Here is a 15,602-nt window from a genome sequence, read left to right as displayed (position 1 = left end):
TTCTTCTCTACTGGTGTCATCTAAGATATACAAACCACTACTAGACGATGTTGCCAAAAGGAACTAGCGGGATATGTGTGGGATTGCCGGACTGTTGATGCCGAGGCGAAAGCCTTTCGACGGACCAACAGCCGAGAGAGCCGTCAGAGCGATGTTGCCGTCGATGCAGCATCGCGGCCCCGATGGCGACGGCGTATGGCAGGATCCCGACGGTCGCTGTGTGCTCGGACAATTGCGCCTCGCTATCATCGACACGTCCCCTGCGGGATTGCAGCCGTTCCCGTCAGGCGACGGGCGATGGTGGATTACCTTCAATGGCGAGATCTACAACTTCAAGGAATTGAAGCCGCAGTTGGAACGCGCCGGCGTCAATATTCGCGGTCGCACCGACACCGAAGTTCTTGTTGAGGGCATCGCACTCTGGGGTGCCGACGCGCTTCCGCGGCTCGACGGGATGTTCGCGTTCGCGGCTTTCGATACCCAGACAGGCGAGACCATTCTGGCGCGCGATCCGTTCGGCGAAAAGCCGCTCTACTACATGCATCTCACCGGCGGCGGCCTCGCCTTCGCCTCCGAACTGCAAGCGATGGAGCGTGTTCCCGGCTTCGATCCGACCGTTAATGTCGATGCCGTCGCGGAAGTACTGTCGTTCCAGTATATTGGCGCACCGCGTACCATCTATCAGCACGTCCATAAGCTTCCTCCGGGGCACTGGATGCGCGTCCGTGCGGACGGTACGACGGAGATCAATCGGTATTTTCGTTTTGAGCCGGGCAAGAACCTGTTTGTCGGCCGCTCGATGGCCGACCTCGCGGACGAGCTCGAAGACATTTTGGTCCGGAGTTTGGAGCGGCGGCTGATTGCCGACGTTCCGCTTGGCGCGTTCCTCTCGGGCGGCGTCGATTCCTCCACCACATGCGCGCTGATCCGACGGCGGCTCAACCGTGACCTGAAGACCTATTCGATGGGCTTCAGCGGAGCCCAGGAGAGCGAACACAATATCGCACGCGCCTTCGCGGCCCACCTCGGCACCGAACACCACGAAGAGCTTATCGACCCCAAGGGGGCGGAATTCCTCTACCGGATCGGCGAATTTCTCGACGAGCCCAATGCGGACTCGTCGTGTTTTCCCACCTACCTGCTCTCGCAATTTGCGCGCAAGCACGTCACCGTCGCAATCTCTGGCGATGGCGGCGACGAGATGTTCGGCGGCTATGGCCGCTACTTTGCGACGCTTGAGGAATGCGCCAACAGGGAGCGCGGCACAGCGGGCTGGCATCCCGGCGACAATTACTACGGCGGCCGAATCCTGATCGCGGCCGAGGCCGGCGTCGAGGAACTGCTCGGTTTTGTGCCTGTCGGTTTTGCCGACCATCTCGCGACCTTGCGGGCCGACGTGAATGCCAGTGCCCCCACTCTTTTGAGCGCCATGCGCCGCACCGACGTCGACAACTACATGCCCGGTGCGGTGCTGCCGAAAGTCGACCGGATGAGCATGCAGCATTCGCTCGAGGTTCGAACGCCATTCCTGAACGTCGAACTGGCGCGCTTCGCCGAAAGGCTGCCTGAGAACGTCCTGACCCAGAATGGTAGCGGGAAGCTGGTCTTGAAGGAGATCGCGTATCGATATCTCCCGCGCGAGCTGATCGACCTGCCCAAGCAAGGCTTCGGATTGCCGATGTCCGACTGGGCCAAGAAGAGCCTTCTCGATGTGGCGTCCACGATGCTGAGCGGAGATGAAAGTCGGCTGGCACAGGGACTGGGGCCTCAAGGCATCAATCGCTTCCTCGGCAGGCAGCGGACCGCGACCGGTTTTTCGAGCTACCAAGTCTGGGCAGCTGCGATGCTGGAATCCTGGCTCCGCAAACATCCAGTCAAATGGCCCGCTCTGGAAGGGCTTTCCCAGGCATCGGCCAAGCGAGCCGCTAGGACCGCGATGTTTGCGCATCAGGGAGAGGACAATACCTGGGTCGTGACGCGACATGGCAGCTCAGTGCCTTTCGACGTGCCGGTCCCTGCAACCAAAAATCAAAAGGCCTTCGCGGCGCTGTTTGGCTTTCAGAGCCTGGCGCACCCTAAGAGCTCTCCGATCAAAGACACCGCTCCGTCCATTCAGCTTCCTGAATGGACGGAGGCGCTGACCGATCAGGGGCGGTCGAAACTCGCACCGCTTGCGGGCAGCCAGCTGTTCTTCATTGACATCGAAGAACGTGAGAATTTCGACTATGCGGCGCTGTCACGCCTGGCTGATCTTGGCGTCCGGAAACTGATTGCCAGAACTCCGTATTCGCTCAAGGAATTCGACGAAATCAATCTCAAGAAGCTACCGAAAAGCAAGCGCGCGCTTGGGCTGCTACGGCTCTGGCGCCACAAGATTGCGTCTGTCGCCAATCGACGATTGGCGCGCGTCGGCCTAAAGTCGCTGCCGTTTTCACATCAAGAAGGTGAGCGACACGTCGTCGCCGGCATCCGCGGCCTTGCGGTGAATGACGGGATGGAGTTGGCGGCCCAATACGCGGTGTTCGAAGGCACGCGGCAGTTGCCGCCGCTCCAATTTTCTCATGCGACGATCGCCGATCGCGGCGGCGGGCGGTATTCGATCTTGAACTCCAAGCTCTATCTGTCGTCAACGGACCAGCGGCGACTACTGACGCGTCCGTATTGGCTCGTCGAAATCTCGCCTGCATCCGCGAAATTCCTGTCTTGGGTGCCGGCGCGCGTTGAGACCCCCATCGGCCGACCTGAGGCCAAAGAAGCGCTCCGGCACATCTTTCAACCGACGGATGGCGACGGTTTCGATCTTCAACCTGGCGATTCACTCGTCGTCATCACCCACGCACTGCCGCCCGGCGGGGCCGAGCGGCAGTGGATCTATCTGGCGCAATCCCTCGCCGCGCTCCGCTACAAGGTCACCTTCGTCACCTACGAGTCGCTCGACGGCGCGAACGGTCACTATCTCCCCATGCTGGAGCAATCCGGCATCGCGTTGATCGATGCAGCCGAATTGAGTGCCGAGCAACTCTGGCAAGAACTGCAAGACGTTCCCAATCTACACAACGCCGTCGAGGCCAATCTCACGGGGGATGCGAAATGCCTCTTGAGAGTGATGAGCGCAATCGCCATGGCAAAGCCAAAGGCGATCTTCGCCCAGCTGGACCATCCCAACGTGGTCGCTGCCGTGGCCGGACGCATTCTCGGGATCCAGCGGATTGTCGTCTCGTTCCGCAACTATAATCCGACGAACTTCCCATATCTCAAGGGTCATACGTTCCTGCCGAGCTACAAGCTCATCGCAGAATCAGGTGCGGTTCGATTCACCAGTAATTTCTCCGGCGCCGGCGAAGACTATGCCGATTGGATCGGTATCGACCGCTCGCGCGTCTCGACCATTCCAAACGCCGTCGATGTCGAGGCACTTCAAACGCCATCAGCCCAGCAGCTGCAATGCACCGCCGCGTCGCTGGGCCTGGAGGCATCAACACCGATTGTGCTGGGCGTTTTTCGTTTTTCAGCCGAGAAAGATCCCCTTACCTTCATCGAGGTGTGCAAGAGGATCGTCGCGGACTGTCCCGACGTCAGAATTCTCATCGCCGGGATGGGTCCGCTGTGGAGAGAACTGGAGCAGAAAATCCAGGACTACGGTCTCGCAAACCACGTCCGCCTGCTCGGGCGCCGCGACGACGTCTACGCCCTGATGACGCTCGCAACGACCTTGCTATTGACCTCCACTAAGGAGGGAATGCCTAATGTCGTGGTTGAAGCCCAAGCGCTTGGAACTGCCGTGGTCGCCACCGATGCAGGTGCCGTCCCCGATATTATCGAGCACGGGAAAACCGGGTTCATACGACCGATAGGAGATGTCGAGGGCCTAGCCGTAGATTGTCTCAAGCTCTTGGCAGACAAGTCGCTTGCCAAGGCCATGGGGGAGGCCGGCCGGCTTGCAACAATCACCAAATTCCCAAAGTCTCAGCTTGCAGCGGGCTATTTAGCTGCGCTTGCCTGATGACCGGCATGCGTCAAAAGCAGCCGATAGGAGCGTCCGTTGGTGTTCGGGTCGCTGTTGTCACTGGTGGAGAAGAAGATGTGCTCTCCCCAATGCGCGAAGCGCCCCTTGCCGAGTCCGTCGATGTCGGCATGCATTGAATGCGGTGTCGGCAGCTGCTGGCCATCCTCGAAAATGAATACCGGCGACACCCGTTCGCCACCGAACGGATAGTCCGCAAGCGACGCAAGATGCGGAATGTCGGCCTGCCACATGTTACGGCGCCAAGTGCGCGTGAACGGTCCGTGCAGTTCGATTGTCTCGGCGGCCACAACGAAGTTGGCCTTCCCCTCCACGTCAGCGGCGCGTGTACGATCTGATGGAAAGACACAGATCCCGGGCTGGTCCAGTCTGGTTTCGGACACGATCCGGCTGTTCGACAACAGGAAATGGCTCTCCCCGTCCTGTAGCGGCGGCAGGGCCTTGACCGAAACCGACAGCCCGTTCTCTACGTCGGCGAAAGGACCGACGACGCGATAGCCGAACCGTCGACCGAACGTGTTGGCGCCTTTAATCGGCGTATCGATTACCGTGCCGGACAATGCGTCACGGCTGAAAACGAATTCGTTGCAACCATAGCCGCTGCAATCGAACGTCTTGGTCAGCCTGAACCCGTCGACACTGTAGAAATCGACGATCTCCTCGATGGTCGCGCGCTCATATGGCAGGCCGCCGATCCAGTCGATCCAGTCGTACCAGCGGTTCATGCCGCGCGTGGAAATCTTCGCATAGTCCCGCCACGAGCGCACATACTGATTGAACGTGCCGTTGCGCAGATTGCTGACGACGGCAGGATATTCCTCCCTGCCGATGATCGAGAGCGCGTAGACGAACGCCAGCGGCGTTGGAAGCTCGTTGTAGCGCCGCTTCACAGTGTCCCACTTGTCCGTGATCTCGCCCTGATCGTTGTAGATCGCGATGAACAACTGCCCGCCGACCGGAACCAGCGGCTTTACGTTGGCCAACGCCTCCCACATGCTGCCCGTGTGGTGGAGCACCCCCCATGAGTAGACGACATCGAAAGTCCCGAGCTTGCCGAGATAATCCTTGTCCAGCACGGATCCTTGTTCGACGTTCCAGTCGAGGTCATCCGGGAAATAGCGGCGGCGCAGCTCGCGCGTACATCGCACGGAATCGGAATCGTAATCGAACGAGAAAACCTGGGCGCCCAGGCGGCGGGCAGCCAGGCTGAACAGTCCACTGCCGCTTCCAACATCCAGGAACGTCTTCCCAACCAGGCTATCGGTAGCGAGGGACGATGACAGCGACTTGACCGCAAGCGCGATTCTTTCCTCGTTAATACCGGAAAGAAAGTTCGCCCAATTCTTGCCGAATGCGAAGCGGTTTCCCTCGTCGACTTCCGCTTTGTGCTGGTCTGCGATGTTCATGCGTCACCCGTATAAGGTCTAAATCGACGGTCACAATCTTGGCAACCCAGCCGATTTCCGGCAACTGTTGGCACGCGGCGGCGCATACCACAAGATGAATGTCGGACATTCAATTATTCGGCCACGCGCTGCCGTCTTTCACCGAGCAGCGTCCCTTTATGCCGAGCTCAAGCAGACTCTCCGCGAGCAATAGCGCCCCTGAAGCAAGGAGCGCGAGCAGCAGAAGTTTCGGCTTACTTGCAAGCTTTGGTTAATCGGATGCGGGCACACGACGCAAGCTGCGTGGCCGAACCTATGACGTTCGATCATTCTAGAGATGGTAGTCGCGATCAGAGATTCGAGCGCCGGTATCTAAAACCCCTTACGGCGCGTCCGTGTATTGCCCAAACCATGTTCCCCACGGATAGACTCCGAGTTCGGTCACGATCCCGGCGTCGGCGGCTGATGCCACCCAACTACGGACGCCCACTTCCTTATCGGCAGCATCCGCCGCAACGGTCATATAGTCGTCCAGAACAATGACGCAGCCTGGCGCCAGATACTTTTGATAGATGTCCATGTCGCGGCCAACCTTTCCATCTGAATCGATGAACAGGAGGTCTATCTTCCGGCCGTCCAGCACGCGGGCAACCCTCTCAACGACATCATCGGCATCGGAATATCCCTCGATGAGATTCACGATCCCCTCGACGCCATACTTTTTGATGTTCGATTTTAGGTCTCGCAGGATATCTGTCGTCGGGTAATCGGGATGATTGGGATGACTGCCGCCGGGCTCCACAGTAATCTGCAGCCCCCCGCCCGTCTCTTGAAGAGCCTTTGCGATCGGAATCGTCGATCCGCCGAGGTAGGCTCCCAATTCAAGCACGGCGCCGTTCGCGCGTTTTGCAAAGTAGGAAAGCAGCATCAGCGTCTCCTGATGCAGCATCGAGAACCCCTTGCATTCGGTGATCAGGGCGGATTTGTCACTCGCGGTCCAGTGGCTCGCATAGTTATTGATGAATACACGAGAGACGCGGCGCGGTGAAATACGCGCGTCACGATCCGACGTGCTGTAGAATTCGCGCCAATTACCAATTGCCATGCCGAGCGGCCCTTCATCCTGACAGTGTTCTAGCAGACAATGCTTCCAAACGCCCGAGACACAACGACATATGGAATAGCTGTTATTAGCCCCGGTAACGTCCGACCCAAGTTCCCCAGCCATAGACGCCGTAGCTTTCAAGTCGTCCCCGTGCGACCTCTTCATCGACGACACGACGCACACGCTGCTCTTTCTGCTCCGCCCCCGGTGCGGTGTAGTCATCAAAGACCAACAGGCAATTTTTCGCGAGCAGCGAACGGAACAGTTCCATATCGCGATCGACCGCCCCGTCCGCGTCGATAAAGAGCAATTCGATGGGATTTTCGCGAAACAGTTCGAAAACCTCTTTGACAACCGAGGGCGAATCCGACTTGCCCTGAAAGATCGAGACAAAGCCGCTAAGCCCCTCGGCAGCGAGATTTTTCTTCAGATCCTCGATGATATTGGACGACGGATAGAATGGATGATCGCGGTAAGCGCCTCCGATCTCCTCCTCGACACCGCCATGCTCGACGCTGGCATAGGGGCGCCCGCCGCCGTCGCGCACGCCGGATCCGATCCCGATCGACGAGCCGCCAATATAGGGGCCAATCTCCAGAATGCCGCCACACGTCGCCCTGGCAAACAGTCGCAACAGCATCAGGACATCCACGTGAAGCATGGAGATGTCTTTTACCGTCGCCATCTTCGCATAATACGGATGCGCCTCGATATTCTTCAGGTAGGCGTCGATCTCCGCACGGTCGATCGGCTTGCGACGGCGCACCGCAGCGGAATCAAAAGCGAGGTAATCATGGGGGGTAGCAGTTTGCGGGAAGGCCAAAATCTATTCTTTCAAGGGTTGAACAGCAATCGTTCACACGCCGGATTAGCTTTTTCGATAGAATGAAGACCCCTCAAAGGCAAGAACCAATCAAATGCCTCCCAAATGCCTGCCGGCGCCGGGGAACTTGCAGTCAGAGATATGAGGGACAGTAGACATCTCAAGGGGCTGCAACTAAGAAGGCGACCCAAGATCGCTACGAGGGCCGTTGCCCGCGCGCATTTGGAGCGCCGCCCCTTTGACCCAAATGCAGAGAGAAAGAGGAATATAATGCTGGCTCCAGGCCTTGAAACCGTTGCCTGCAATCTTTGTGGCTCTAAGGCCACCAAGCACCTCTTCAGCACCAAGGATTATCGATTCCTGGTCGATGATCGTGACTTCAATGTCGTGAAGTGCACGAATTGCGGATTGGTCTATGTGAATCCGCGTCCGGACGAGAACGATATCCACCGCTATTACAACAACGACTTCTATAATGCCGAGGAGACACCGGAAGCCGCGTTTCTGGGCGTGAAAGATCGCATCCTCGGCATGGCCGCGCACGTCAAGAAGTATCCGGTCGGACGGCTGCTGGATGTCGGCTGCTATCGGGGCGAGTTCATCTACCATATGAAGGGCCTCGGTTGGGACACGTCCGGCGTCGAGTTCTCGAGCCGTCCGCCCAATCTTTTCAACCAGGACATCTTTTACGGTGACGTCGCAGATGCGCCGTTCAAGGAACAATCATTCGACGTCATCACGATCTGGGCTGTATTCGAACATGTCTACGATCCCCGGAAAATTCTTCGTTCGGTCAACCGCCTCCTCAAGCCCGGTGGGGCCCTGATCGTGCTCGTGCCGAATTACAACAGTTTGCCGGCCAGGTTCATGCACCATGACGACGTGCCGCGGCACATCACGATGTTTACGAAGAAGACCCTGGATCGCATGTTGCGCGAAGAAGGCTTCGCGGCCCAGTCGTGGGAATGCGGCCAGGACGTCTATGGCGGCTCGGCGCGCGGATGGCTGAATTTTCTCGTCAAGCGCCTGGCTGGCGAGCCGATGGGCGACATTCAGGCCCAGAATCGCAGTGTCGAGCGCTGGCCTGAATTCTCGCGTCAGATCCGCGGCAAGGACAGCGCGTTCATGAAGAAAGTGGACGATTTCGACGTGTGGCTCACGCCACATCTCGACAAGGTGCTGGATCGATTGATGCTCGGCTTCATCATGACCGTGCATGCTCGCAAATTGTGATACACCCTCGTAAGCGGGGTTAGCGCCGCCGGCCGGTCTTGGTCTTAGCGTAATAGTCTGACGCATCCGGTCGAGATTGCGCGGACGCTGGATTTTTCAGACACAGGCTCGCGGCAAAAGGAATAGCCGCAGGTGATATTCCCGGATCGCGAAACGACAGATTAAAATCCTATCCAACAGCCGGTGACAAGACATGGGTTTGGCTCTCAACGTCGCTGTATTGTTACGCGAGTGGTTTCTAGCCGCGGGAGCCAAGGGTCCCGTCGGCACGCTAGGCGTCATGGATGTCGGTTTTGGCGACAAGACCTTTCTCAAGGTGATAGGCGAAAGAACACTGTGGATGCGCGCCGAGCGCCCAATGGATGTTCATCACTATTTCGAGACGTGTGGCCTCACCGAACTGCTGAGTATCGATGTCAGCAATTATGAAGGAGCCGATGTCGAGTTCGATTTGAACAGCGAACAGCTGCCTTCCGACTTGCAGGATCGATTTGGCGTGGTTCTCAATGGCGGCACGTTGGAACATGTCTTTCATGTCCCGAATGCCCTTTCGAACATCACGCAAATGCTGCGGCCCGGCGGATTGGCGGTTCACATATTGCCCATGAACAACTGCGTGGACCATGGCTTCTATCAGTTCAGCCCGACCCTCCTGCTCGACTATTATGCCGCAGCGAAGTTCGATCTGCTGAACTCGGTGTCGCTGCACTTTGGCTCGCAGGGTCCGTCCGCCGAGCGCTGGCAGGTCAAGCCGGCGCTTCCAGGATCATACGGCGAGGGATTGCTGGGCATGCTGGACAGCAGAATTGCTTTCCACATGTTCGTCGCTCGCAAAAAACACGATTCTCTTGATAGAGCCACCCCAGTTCAAAGTCTCTATAGCCGCAAATTCGCGGGTACTGCGCCAGCCCTCGATGGGATCGAGTGGTTTAGTCCATTCGAAATGGAAGACGGGCGTCGACTTCCGTCTCCTACCTCCCTGGAATTTTCGCTGTCTTCGCTGACGGCAAGCGGCGGTTTGATGTGGAGCTGCACACTGCCCGCCTCCTTTCCACACGGGGATGATAGCGCCAGTCCTATTTCCTCCAGTCTGGCCTTGTTCGAAGATGGTAAACTAATCGGACCTGCGCATTCATCTCACGAGACGATCAAGACCGTCGGCAAGGGCGCGTACTCGCATTGGGGAAATGCTCTGTATTTCTCGTCGAGCGACGGCTCAGACCCGACCTCCAACGGCCGGCTCTATACGTGTAAATGTTGAGTTGAGCGCGCAAACTTCGACGTCCGTTTTCCTCTCGCGTCCGACTGCAGACAACCCGGCGCGATGCTTGCGCAGCGTGGCTCCCCATTGCCGAGAGCAGGCCAGAGCAGTTCCGCGCAGACATTGCACACAAGGGTTTCGAGAGTGAAACAAGACTTGCTTGGACGACATTTTCAGGCATAAGAATGTTTCGTTTGATTGCTCATTGCAAAGCTGGGATGATTTAGAAAACGACTGGCTCGAGCCTTGGCACAGCGATCGCAGGGGGTAAACATCACGCCTCCTGCTGCGGCGACACCTGCGTTTAACCTCAGCTTGTACCAACAGAGATTTTCGGATGAAGACCGCGCACAAAATAACGATCGCTCGAGCATTGTATCGTGCAGTCCATTCCGGCCGCTCAATCGTTGGAAAAACAGATCTCCAGACTGTCACGCGGGATGGCATCGTCTACGACCTGGATCTGTCGCAGGGCATCGATTTCGCGTTGTATCTTGGAGGAAGCTACGAGCGGCAGACCAAAGCGCGGTTGCGGAACCTCGTCGTTCCCGGATCGCTTGTCCTGGACATTGGCGCGAATATCGGCGCCCACACGCTCAGCCTCGCCCAGCTCGTCGGCCCCAACGGCAAAGTCATCGCATTCGAGCCAACCGAATTTGCGGTTCGCAAGTTGCGCGCCAACGTTGCCCTCAATCCATCATTGGCCCCGCGGATCACGGTCAATCACTGTTATCTGACGAAAGATGACAGCACACAGGTCCCGACTGCAATCTATTCGAGCTGGCCGTTGGAGCGCGGGACGGATCGGCATCCGCAACATCTGGGCCGCGAAATGCGCACTTCCGAAGCCGCTGCGCGCAGCCTGGACAGCATTATCAAGGAACAGAGCGACCGCCCCGTTCATCTGATCAAGATGGACGTCGACGGCTACGAGTGCGACGTCCTCCGAGGTGCGACCCAGGTCATGCAGGAGATGAAGCCGATATTCGTCATGGAAATTGCGCCCTACTGTCTGGACGAGCGTGGAGCATCTCTCGACGAACTTCTGACCTACTTTGCACCACACGGCTATAAATTCTACGATGAGCGCACGCTGAATCTCCTGCCCGTTTCCGCACCGGAGCTGAAGAAGCTGATTGGAACAGGCGCAGGCATCAACATCGTTGCCCGCGCGTAGTAGCTATCCCCATAGCCGGTGAAGTTGGACGATGCAATCTGTAGCGAGCTTCACCGCGTATCTGCCCCAGACATTGTTGGTCGCTTCTGTCCTGGGCTGGCTCGGGTCACTAGTCTTGTCGAGGCGGGCGAAGATTTCGCCGTTTCTCGGCTTCACGTTGATCGCGGGCGCAATCCTGTTCCTGCTGCGCTTCGGTGTATGGAGCGGCTATGCAAGCTCGAGCGACATGAACTACTTCGCGATCGCGGGACGCGTTCCGCAATCGGATGCCGGTGCGTATCAACTTGGATCGTTCGACGTCGGCTATTCAGGCCGATGGTCGGTTTTCTCTAGTAACCGTCCATTGGCAGCAGCTCTGCGCGACATCATCAACGGCCTCGCAGGGTTGTCCTACACAAGGGCGATGATCGTGCAGGCGCTTCTGCTGGCGGGGGCGACCTTCCTCGCAGCGAGAAGCGTCTATCGATGGTTGGGGCCGTGGTCGTCGCTTGCCTTCGTCGGGCTCGCCCTCGTTCTTATCCGGCCCTTTCTCGGAACCGCCGCAACCGAAAATCAAGGCCTCATGTGGGCCATGCTCGGTGTGGCCTTTATCGCCGATGCGCTGAGAAAGGAGCAGTTCTCCTCGGCCGCCTTGGGCGTTGCTTGCATGTCTGCAGCGTTGACGACCAGAAACGGTGCGCTGTTCGTGCTGCCGTCCTTGATGGCTTGGGCATTCGTCGCATTCGCCGACCGCAATTCATGGAAACGACGAGCAGCGATCGTCCTCGCAGCCGGTGCAGTGCCGGTCCTTCTCGCACTGCTTCTCGGCCTCCTGTACGGCGCCAAAGGCACGTCAGCCGGCTGGAATTTCGCTTACGTGTTGTGCGGATTGACCACCGGCACGAACTGGCAAGGCTGCGTTCCTGCAATCACGAACAGCGGCATCACTCCCGGCGACACAACTGCATTCGGCGCGGCGCTTTACGCCACGGCCTGGGAGACGTTCAAAGCGCAGCCAGGCGTTCTGTTCCATGAGCTGTGGCTCGGCCTTTACAGCTATATCAATTGGGGTCCCACCCAAATGCTGACAGGTTACATGAACAACCCGCCTGTCCCGCCTTGGCTGGTACAGACTGCGATGCTTGTGCTGCTGCCTGGCATGGCGGTTCACTTTTGGCGTTCTCGCTGGAGCGAACGGCTGTTCTGGCCGTTACTGTTCATCGGCCTCGCCATTTCAGTCGGCTTCATTTTCGCGACCGATGGCTGGCGCGTGTTGTATGCGACACATCCGCTCATCGCGCTGTTCTGCGTATTGGGCCTGCGATCAAGTCCCCGCTCGGGTGCGGCAGCGCTCAACCCGAAATATGCGCTCTCCGCGCTCAGTGCGGCAGCGGCAGCTCTGATCGCCACTCCGTTCCTGCTACACGTCTTCATGGCGACCAAGCCGACCGACACATTCTCCTCGCGCGCCATCACCGGATTTGTCGTGATCCCGGATGGCGCTGCAGCGCCCAAGAATGCCCCCTATTTTACGACATCCGAATTTTCCAAGTTGATCGGCCTGACGACACTTGAGAACGAATGGGGAAAGTTCGTCGCCCCAACGATCGCTCAAGCGCCATTCTCGTTCTTCTGGACGGCACAGATCTTCCCGGCGTCACAAATGACGCAGGTCTATATCGGGCCGCTCGACATCATGGAACGATCTGACGTATCAGCGTGGCTGTTCAAATTCACCGAGCCCGGCTGGAAAAAGCCTGGCCAACCCGTAAGGGTTATCGAAAGCGCGGAGCCGCGATAGCAGGCTGGTCGCTCAAGACGCATGATGCGATCGCGGACGCTTCCCGCGATCGCCATCGAAATCCTCATCGCAGCCCGTGCCTACGACACAAGATGCGCATCGAGATTGACGAGCGACGCGGTGAATATAGTCGGCGTTGGAGCTACCGTGAAATTAAGACAGTCGAAACGCACATCCAGCTTCGTCTGATCGGAGCGCGCCAGCGCAGCCGTGATAAAGAAATGCCCCGCTGACAAATTCGCGCAAAACTCAATGCTGATCTCGCGTTGCTGTCCCGCAACCAAGGGCGGGAGCGGACCTACGCCGTTATTGTTAGTGTCCCAGCCAAACAGATCGAGCCCGCGGGCATCCCGAACGAGAAAGCCGATCTGCAAATCGTCGAAGCTGACTTTCGCCCGCACGGTCATGACCAGACGATAGCGGTTCAGGGTCTCAAGGAAGGTCACCGGACCTCCGCTGACATCCTCGATCCGTACATCGGCAATTTCGGCCTCGTGCAGGCCATAGCGCCGCTCGCGTCCGCTAGCCTGGAGCTCGCTTTGAGCCGTCGTATCGGCACCGGCGGCGATACTGTCGATCAGCTTCGGACCATCCGCGGGATCATCCTCGCGATGATCGTCGACAATGTCCCCAAGAGAGGGCGCCGGCAGTTGCGGGATCGTTGCTGTCGGTGCGGGAGCAAAAAGAAGCTCATGATAGATTTTCCCGACTACGTTGGGGTCGCCGTCTTCTAGCACGCGTCCCTTATCGAGAAGGATGGCACGATCGCAGATCGCAACGATCTGACCGATATTGTGGCTGACCAGAAGGATCGATTTGCCCTGCTCCTTGAAACGGCGAATGCGATCAAAAGACTTGAGCTGAAACCGAGCATCACCGACGCCGAGCGCTTCGTCGATGATGAGAATGTCAGGATCGACGCAGGTCGCGACCGCAAAGGTCAGTCGGGCCTGCATGCCACTCGAATAGGTCCGGAACGGCTGATCGATGAAGTCCCAGAGTTCGGCGAAATCGACGATCTCGTCAAACCGCTGCTTGATCTCGTTCCGCGACAATCCCAGGCACAGGCCACCCAGGAAGACGTTCTCGCGACCGGTATAATCCGGATGGAAGCCGGTTCCCAGCTCCAGAATTGCTGCAATACGGCCCGCGACCACCGCGCTACCGCCGGACGCATCGAGCGTTCCCGCGATGATCCTGAGCAGAGTGCTCTTCCCTGCACCGTTTCGTCCCATCAAACCGACAACGGAACCGGCCGGAACGTCGAACGAAATGTCGGTCAGAGCCTGAAATTCGGTATGACGCACACGACCACTCAACCCTTCGATCAGGAGATCCCGCGGATGCTTCCAGACGCGATAGATCTTGTTGAGGGATTTGACCGAAATGGTTTGGATTGTCACAGCGCATTTCCGAACGTGGGCCGCAAAGAGCGGAAAACACGCCAACCGAGCAACAGAAACACGACGCCCAGGATCGGGCATACGATCCACGCCGCGGGGCGGGTTATCGTGCCTTCATAGAGAGCATCGCGAAAACACCAGATCAGGTAACTGAACGGGCTGCAGTAGAACAGCCTCTCAAGCCAGGCCGGCACCGACGATGGCGGGTACAAAATGGGGTGCAGGAACAGCCCGATCGAGAGCAGCAGGCCCACTACGTCCTTCACATCGCGAAGGAATACTCCGATTCCGGCAAGCGCATATGCGAGGCCCGTCAGCATCACTAGGAAGAACACGACGCAGACAGGCAGCAGGACGAACAATCCGAGCAGGGTCGCATGGCCCGTCACGACCGACAGAATAACGACGACGCTGCCGCAGACCGCAAGCGTCGGAAGTCCCGCAAGCACGATTTTAAATGGCAGTATCTCACTGGGAAACACGATCTGCTTCACCAGATTACTGCTTTGAACGATCGCAACGGGCGCGCGGCTGAGCACTTCGCTCAAGGCTACCCACACCGCCATTCCCGACAGCACGAAAACGGCGTAAGCGGCACCGTCATCCTGCGCGTTCATCCGCACGCGAAAGATGAACAGGAAGGCAAGCACGTTGGCGGCGAAGATTGCCAGCGGAGCGCCGATCGCCCAGGCGAGGCCTAGCGAATTTCCCGAATAACGATCCCGCAGCTCCCGGACAGTCATCTCCCAAATGAGTGCCGGATGACGGCGCATCATGCCGATTACTTCGGTCAATGCCGCAGCATTTCCGCGCATGTCGAGCGCTCGGCTGATCACACTCATTAAGGGCTAGGTCTCCGACAAATACGCCCCGCCTTTAGCAGCAGGTGCCATCGATATCCACCCCGAATTGGCGTGGCAACGGGACCTTCCAGGCGCCCGCTTCGCTCCGTCTGTACGGATGATCCGAGCCTAGGTATGGCACGCGCGCAAAGGCGGCTGCTGTCGCTCGCGACAACCACGCCAGCAAATTGCCAAACAGATCAATGCCTAGGTTCGCTCGCGATTGCGTCCCGCGGAGCGATACGGTATCGAGGGAGCAGGAGGAACCTTATGTCCGCATACGATGTTGGCGGTGGCCGCCTCAGGGGCGTCGACCAAGGCGGCTTGATTGGCTCCGTGATCGCGCATCCGCCGGCCGGCTCCGTCTTCGGGCAACGGCGCCTGCGGATTACCCAGAAGCACCGGGGCGAGGTTGGTCATCCGCTCACCGCAATTTCGGCTGCTGCGAAAGACGGCAGCAACCAGGCCAACGCCCAGCAAGAGAACGCAAACGTGCGAAATGCGCATGCGGCGGCCCTGCTTTGACCTTCGACGCGTCCGATCATGGATCAGACAGCCCCGGGTCCGAG

At 58.4% G+C, this 15,602-nt stretch carries 11 protein-coding genes; 6 read left to right on the top strand and 5 right to left on the bottom strand.

All coding sequences use genetic code 11. From position 1 onward, the window contains the following. The first annotated feature begins 73 nt into the window (after positions 1-73). Positions 74-4,003: an asparagine synthase (glutamine-hydrolyzing) gene (gene asnB, locus AB7813_RS30505; protein ID WP_441228939.1), complete on the top strand. Its 3,930-nt coding sequence runs from the start codon at positions 74-76 to the stop codon at positions 4,001-4,003. Here the strand turns inward: asnB and AB7813_RS30500 are convergent. The 3 genes from AB7813_RS30500 to AB7813_RS30490 all read right to left on the bottom strand — a co-directional run bounded on the left by AB7813_RS30500 (position 3,982) and on the right by AB7813_RS30490 (position 7,337). Beyond that, positions 3,982-5,430, bottom strand: coding sequence for a class I SAM-dependent methyltransferase (locus AB7813_RS30500; protein WP_441228938.1), 1,449 nt, complete (start codon positions 5,428-5,430; stop codon positions 3,982-3,984). The two genes, asnB and AB7813_RS30500, sit on opposite strands and share 22 nt — an antisense overlap. Before the next feature lie 361 nt (positions 5,431-5,791). After that, entirely contained in the window at positions 5,792-6,514 is a 723-nt protein-coding gene (locus AB7813_RS30495; RefSeq protein WP_441228937.1) for a class I SAM-dependent methyltransferase, read from the bottom strand. 85 nt (positions 6,515-6,599) lie between these two features. Next, positions 6,600-7,337: a class I SAM-dependent methyltransferase gene (locus AB7813_RS30490; protein ID WP_439066313.1), complete on the bottom strand. Its 738-nt coding sequence runs from the start codon at positions 7,335-7,337 to the stop codon at positions 6,600-6,602. Positions 7,338-7,442: 105 nt separating this feature from the next. Here AB7813_RS30490 and AB7813_RS30485 point away from each other — a divergent pair, with 105 nt between their 5' ends. From AB7813_RS30485 to AB7813_RS30470, 4 genes are all read left to right on the top strand, one after another. Next, positions 7,443-8,570, top strand: a complete 1,128-nt coding sequence (locus tag AB7813_RS30485) for a class I SAM-dependent methyltransferase (protein ID WP_441228936.1) — start codon at positions 7,443-7,445, stop codon at positions 8,568-8,570. A 193-nt stretch (positions 8,571-8,763) separates the two neighbouring features. Then, positions 8,764-9,831, top strand: coding sequence for a methyltransferase domain-containing protein (locus tag AB7813_RS30480; protein WP_439066311.1), 1,068 nt, complete (start codon positions 8,764-8,766; stop codon positions 9,829-9,831). A 337-nt stretch (positions 9,832-10,168) separates the two neighbouring features. Then, positions 10,169-11,008: an FkbM family methyltransferase gene (locus AB7813_RS30475; RefSeq protein WP_439066310.1), complete on the top strand. Its 840-nt coding sequence runs from the start codon at positions 10,169-10,171 to the stop codon at positions 11,006-11,008. A 115-nt stretch (positions 11,009-11,123) separates the two neighbouring features. Beyond that, positions 11,124-12,788 (top strand): hypothetical protein, encoded by a 1,665-nt coding sequence (locus AB7813_RS30470; protein WP_441228935.1) that lies wholly within the window; start codon positions 11,124-11,126, stop codon positions 12,786-12,788. Between the two features lie 80 nt (positions 12,789-12,868). Here the strand turns inward: AB7813_RS30470 and AB7813_RS30465 are convergent, their stop codons facing one another. Continuing rightward, positions 12,869-14,191, bottom strand: coding sequence for an ABC transporter ATP-binding protein (locus tag AB7813_RS30465; protein ID WP_439066308.1), 1,323 nt, complete (start codon positions 14,189-14,191; stop codon positions 12,869-12,871). Continuing rightward, a complete protein-coding gene (locus tag AB7813_RS30460) occupies positions 14,188-14,967 on the bottom strand; it encodes an ABC transporter permease (RefSeq protein WP_439066307.1) in 780 nt (259 codons plus the stop codon). The genes AB7813_RS30465 and AB7813_RS30460 overlap by 4 nt, the downstream gene beginning before the upstream one ends. Before the next feature lie 336 nt (positions 14,968-15,303). Here AB7813_RS30460 and AB7813_RS30455 point away from each other — a divergent pair, with 336 nt between their 5' ends. After that, positions 15,304-15,558, top strand: coding sequence for a hypothetical protein (locus AB7813_RS30455; protein ID WP_441228934.1), 255 nt, complete (start codon positions 15,304-15,306; stop codon positions 15,556-15,558). Positions 15,559-15,602 lie beyond the last annotated feature (44 nt).

This window comes from Tardiphaga sp. 20_F10_N6_6 (genome assembly GCF_052076045.1).
GTDB lineage: Bacteria > Pseudomonadota > Alphaproteobacteria > Rhizobiales > Xanthobacteraceae > Tardiphaga > Tardiphaga robiniae.
This window is presented reverse-complemented; position numbering and strand designations above follow the sequence as displayed.

What these genes read in the sequence shown, in the direction of transcription:
- asnB (WP_441228939.1), top strand. Translation starts at nt 74, where the DNA reads ATGTGTGGGATTGCCGGACTGTTGATGCCGAGGCGAAAGCCTTTCGAC.
- AB7813_RS30500 (WP_441228938.1), bottom strand. Translation starts at nt 5,430, where the DNA reads ATGAACATCGCAGACCAGCACAAAGCGGAAGTCGACGAGGGAAACCGC.
- AB7813_RS30495 (WP_441228937.1), bottom strand. Translation starts at nt 6,514, where the DNA reads ATGGCAATTGGTAATTGGCGCGAATTCTACAGCACGTCGGATCGTGAC.
- AB7813_RS30485 (WP_441228936.1), top strand. Translation starts at nt 7,443, where the DNA reads ATGCCTGCCGGCGCCGGGGAACTTGCAGTCAGAGATATGAGGGACAGT.
- AB7813_RS30480 (WP_439066311.1), top strand. Translation starts at nt 8,764, where the DNA reads ATGGGTTTGGCTCTCAACGTCGCTGTATTGTTACGCGAGTGGTTTCTA.
- AB7813_RS30475 (WP_439066310.1), top strand. Translation starts at nt 10,169, where the DNA reads ATGAAGACCGCGCACAAAATAACGATCGCTCGAGCATTGTATCGTGCA.
- AB7813_RS30460 (WP_439066307.1), bottom strand. Translation starts at nt 14,967, where the DNA reads ATGATGCGCCGTCATCCGGCACTCATTTGGGAGATGACTGTCCGGGAG.
- AB7813_RS30455 (WP_441228934.1), top strand. Translation starts at nt 15,304, where the DNA reads ATGTCCGCATACGATGTTGGCGGTGGCCGCCTCAGGGGCGTCGACCAA.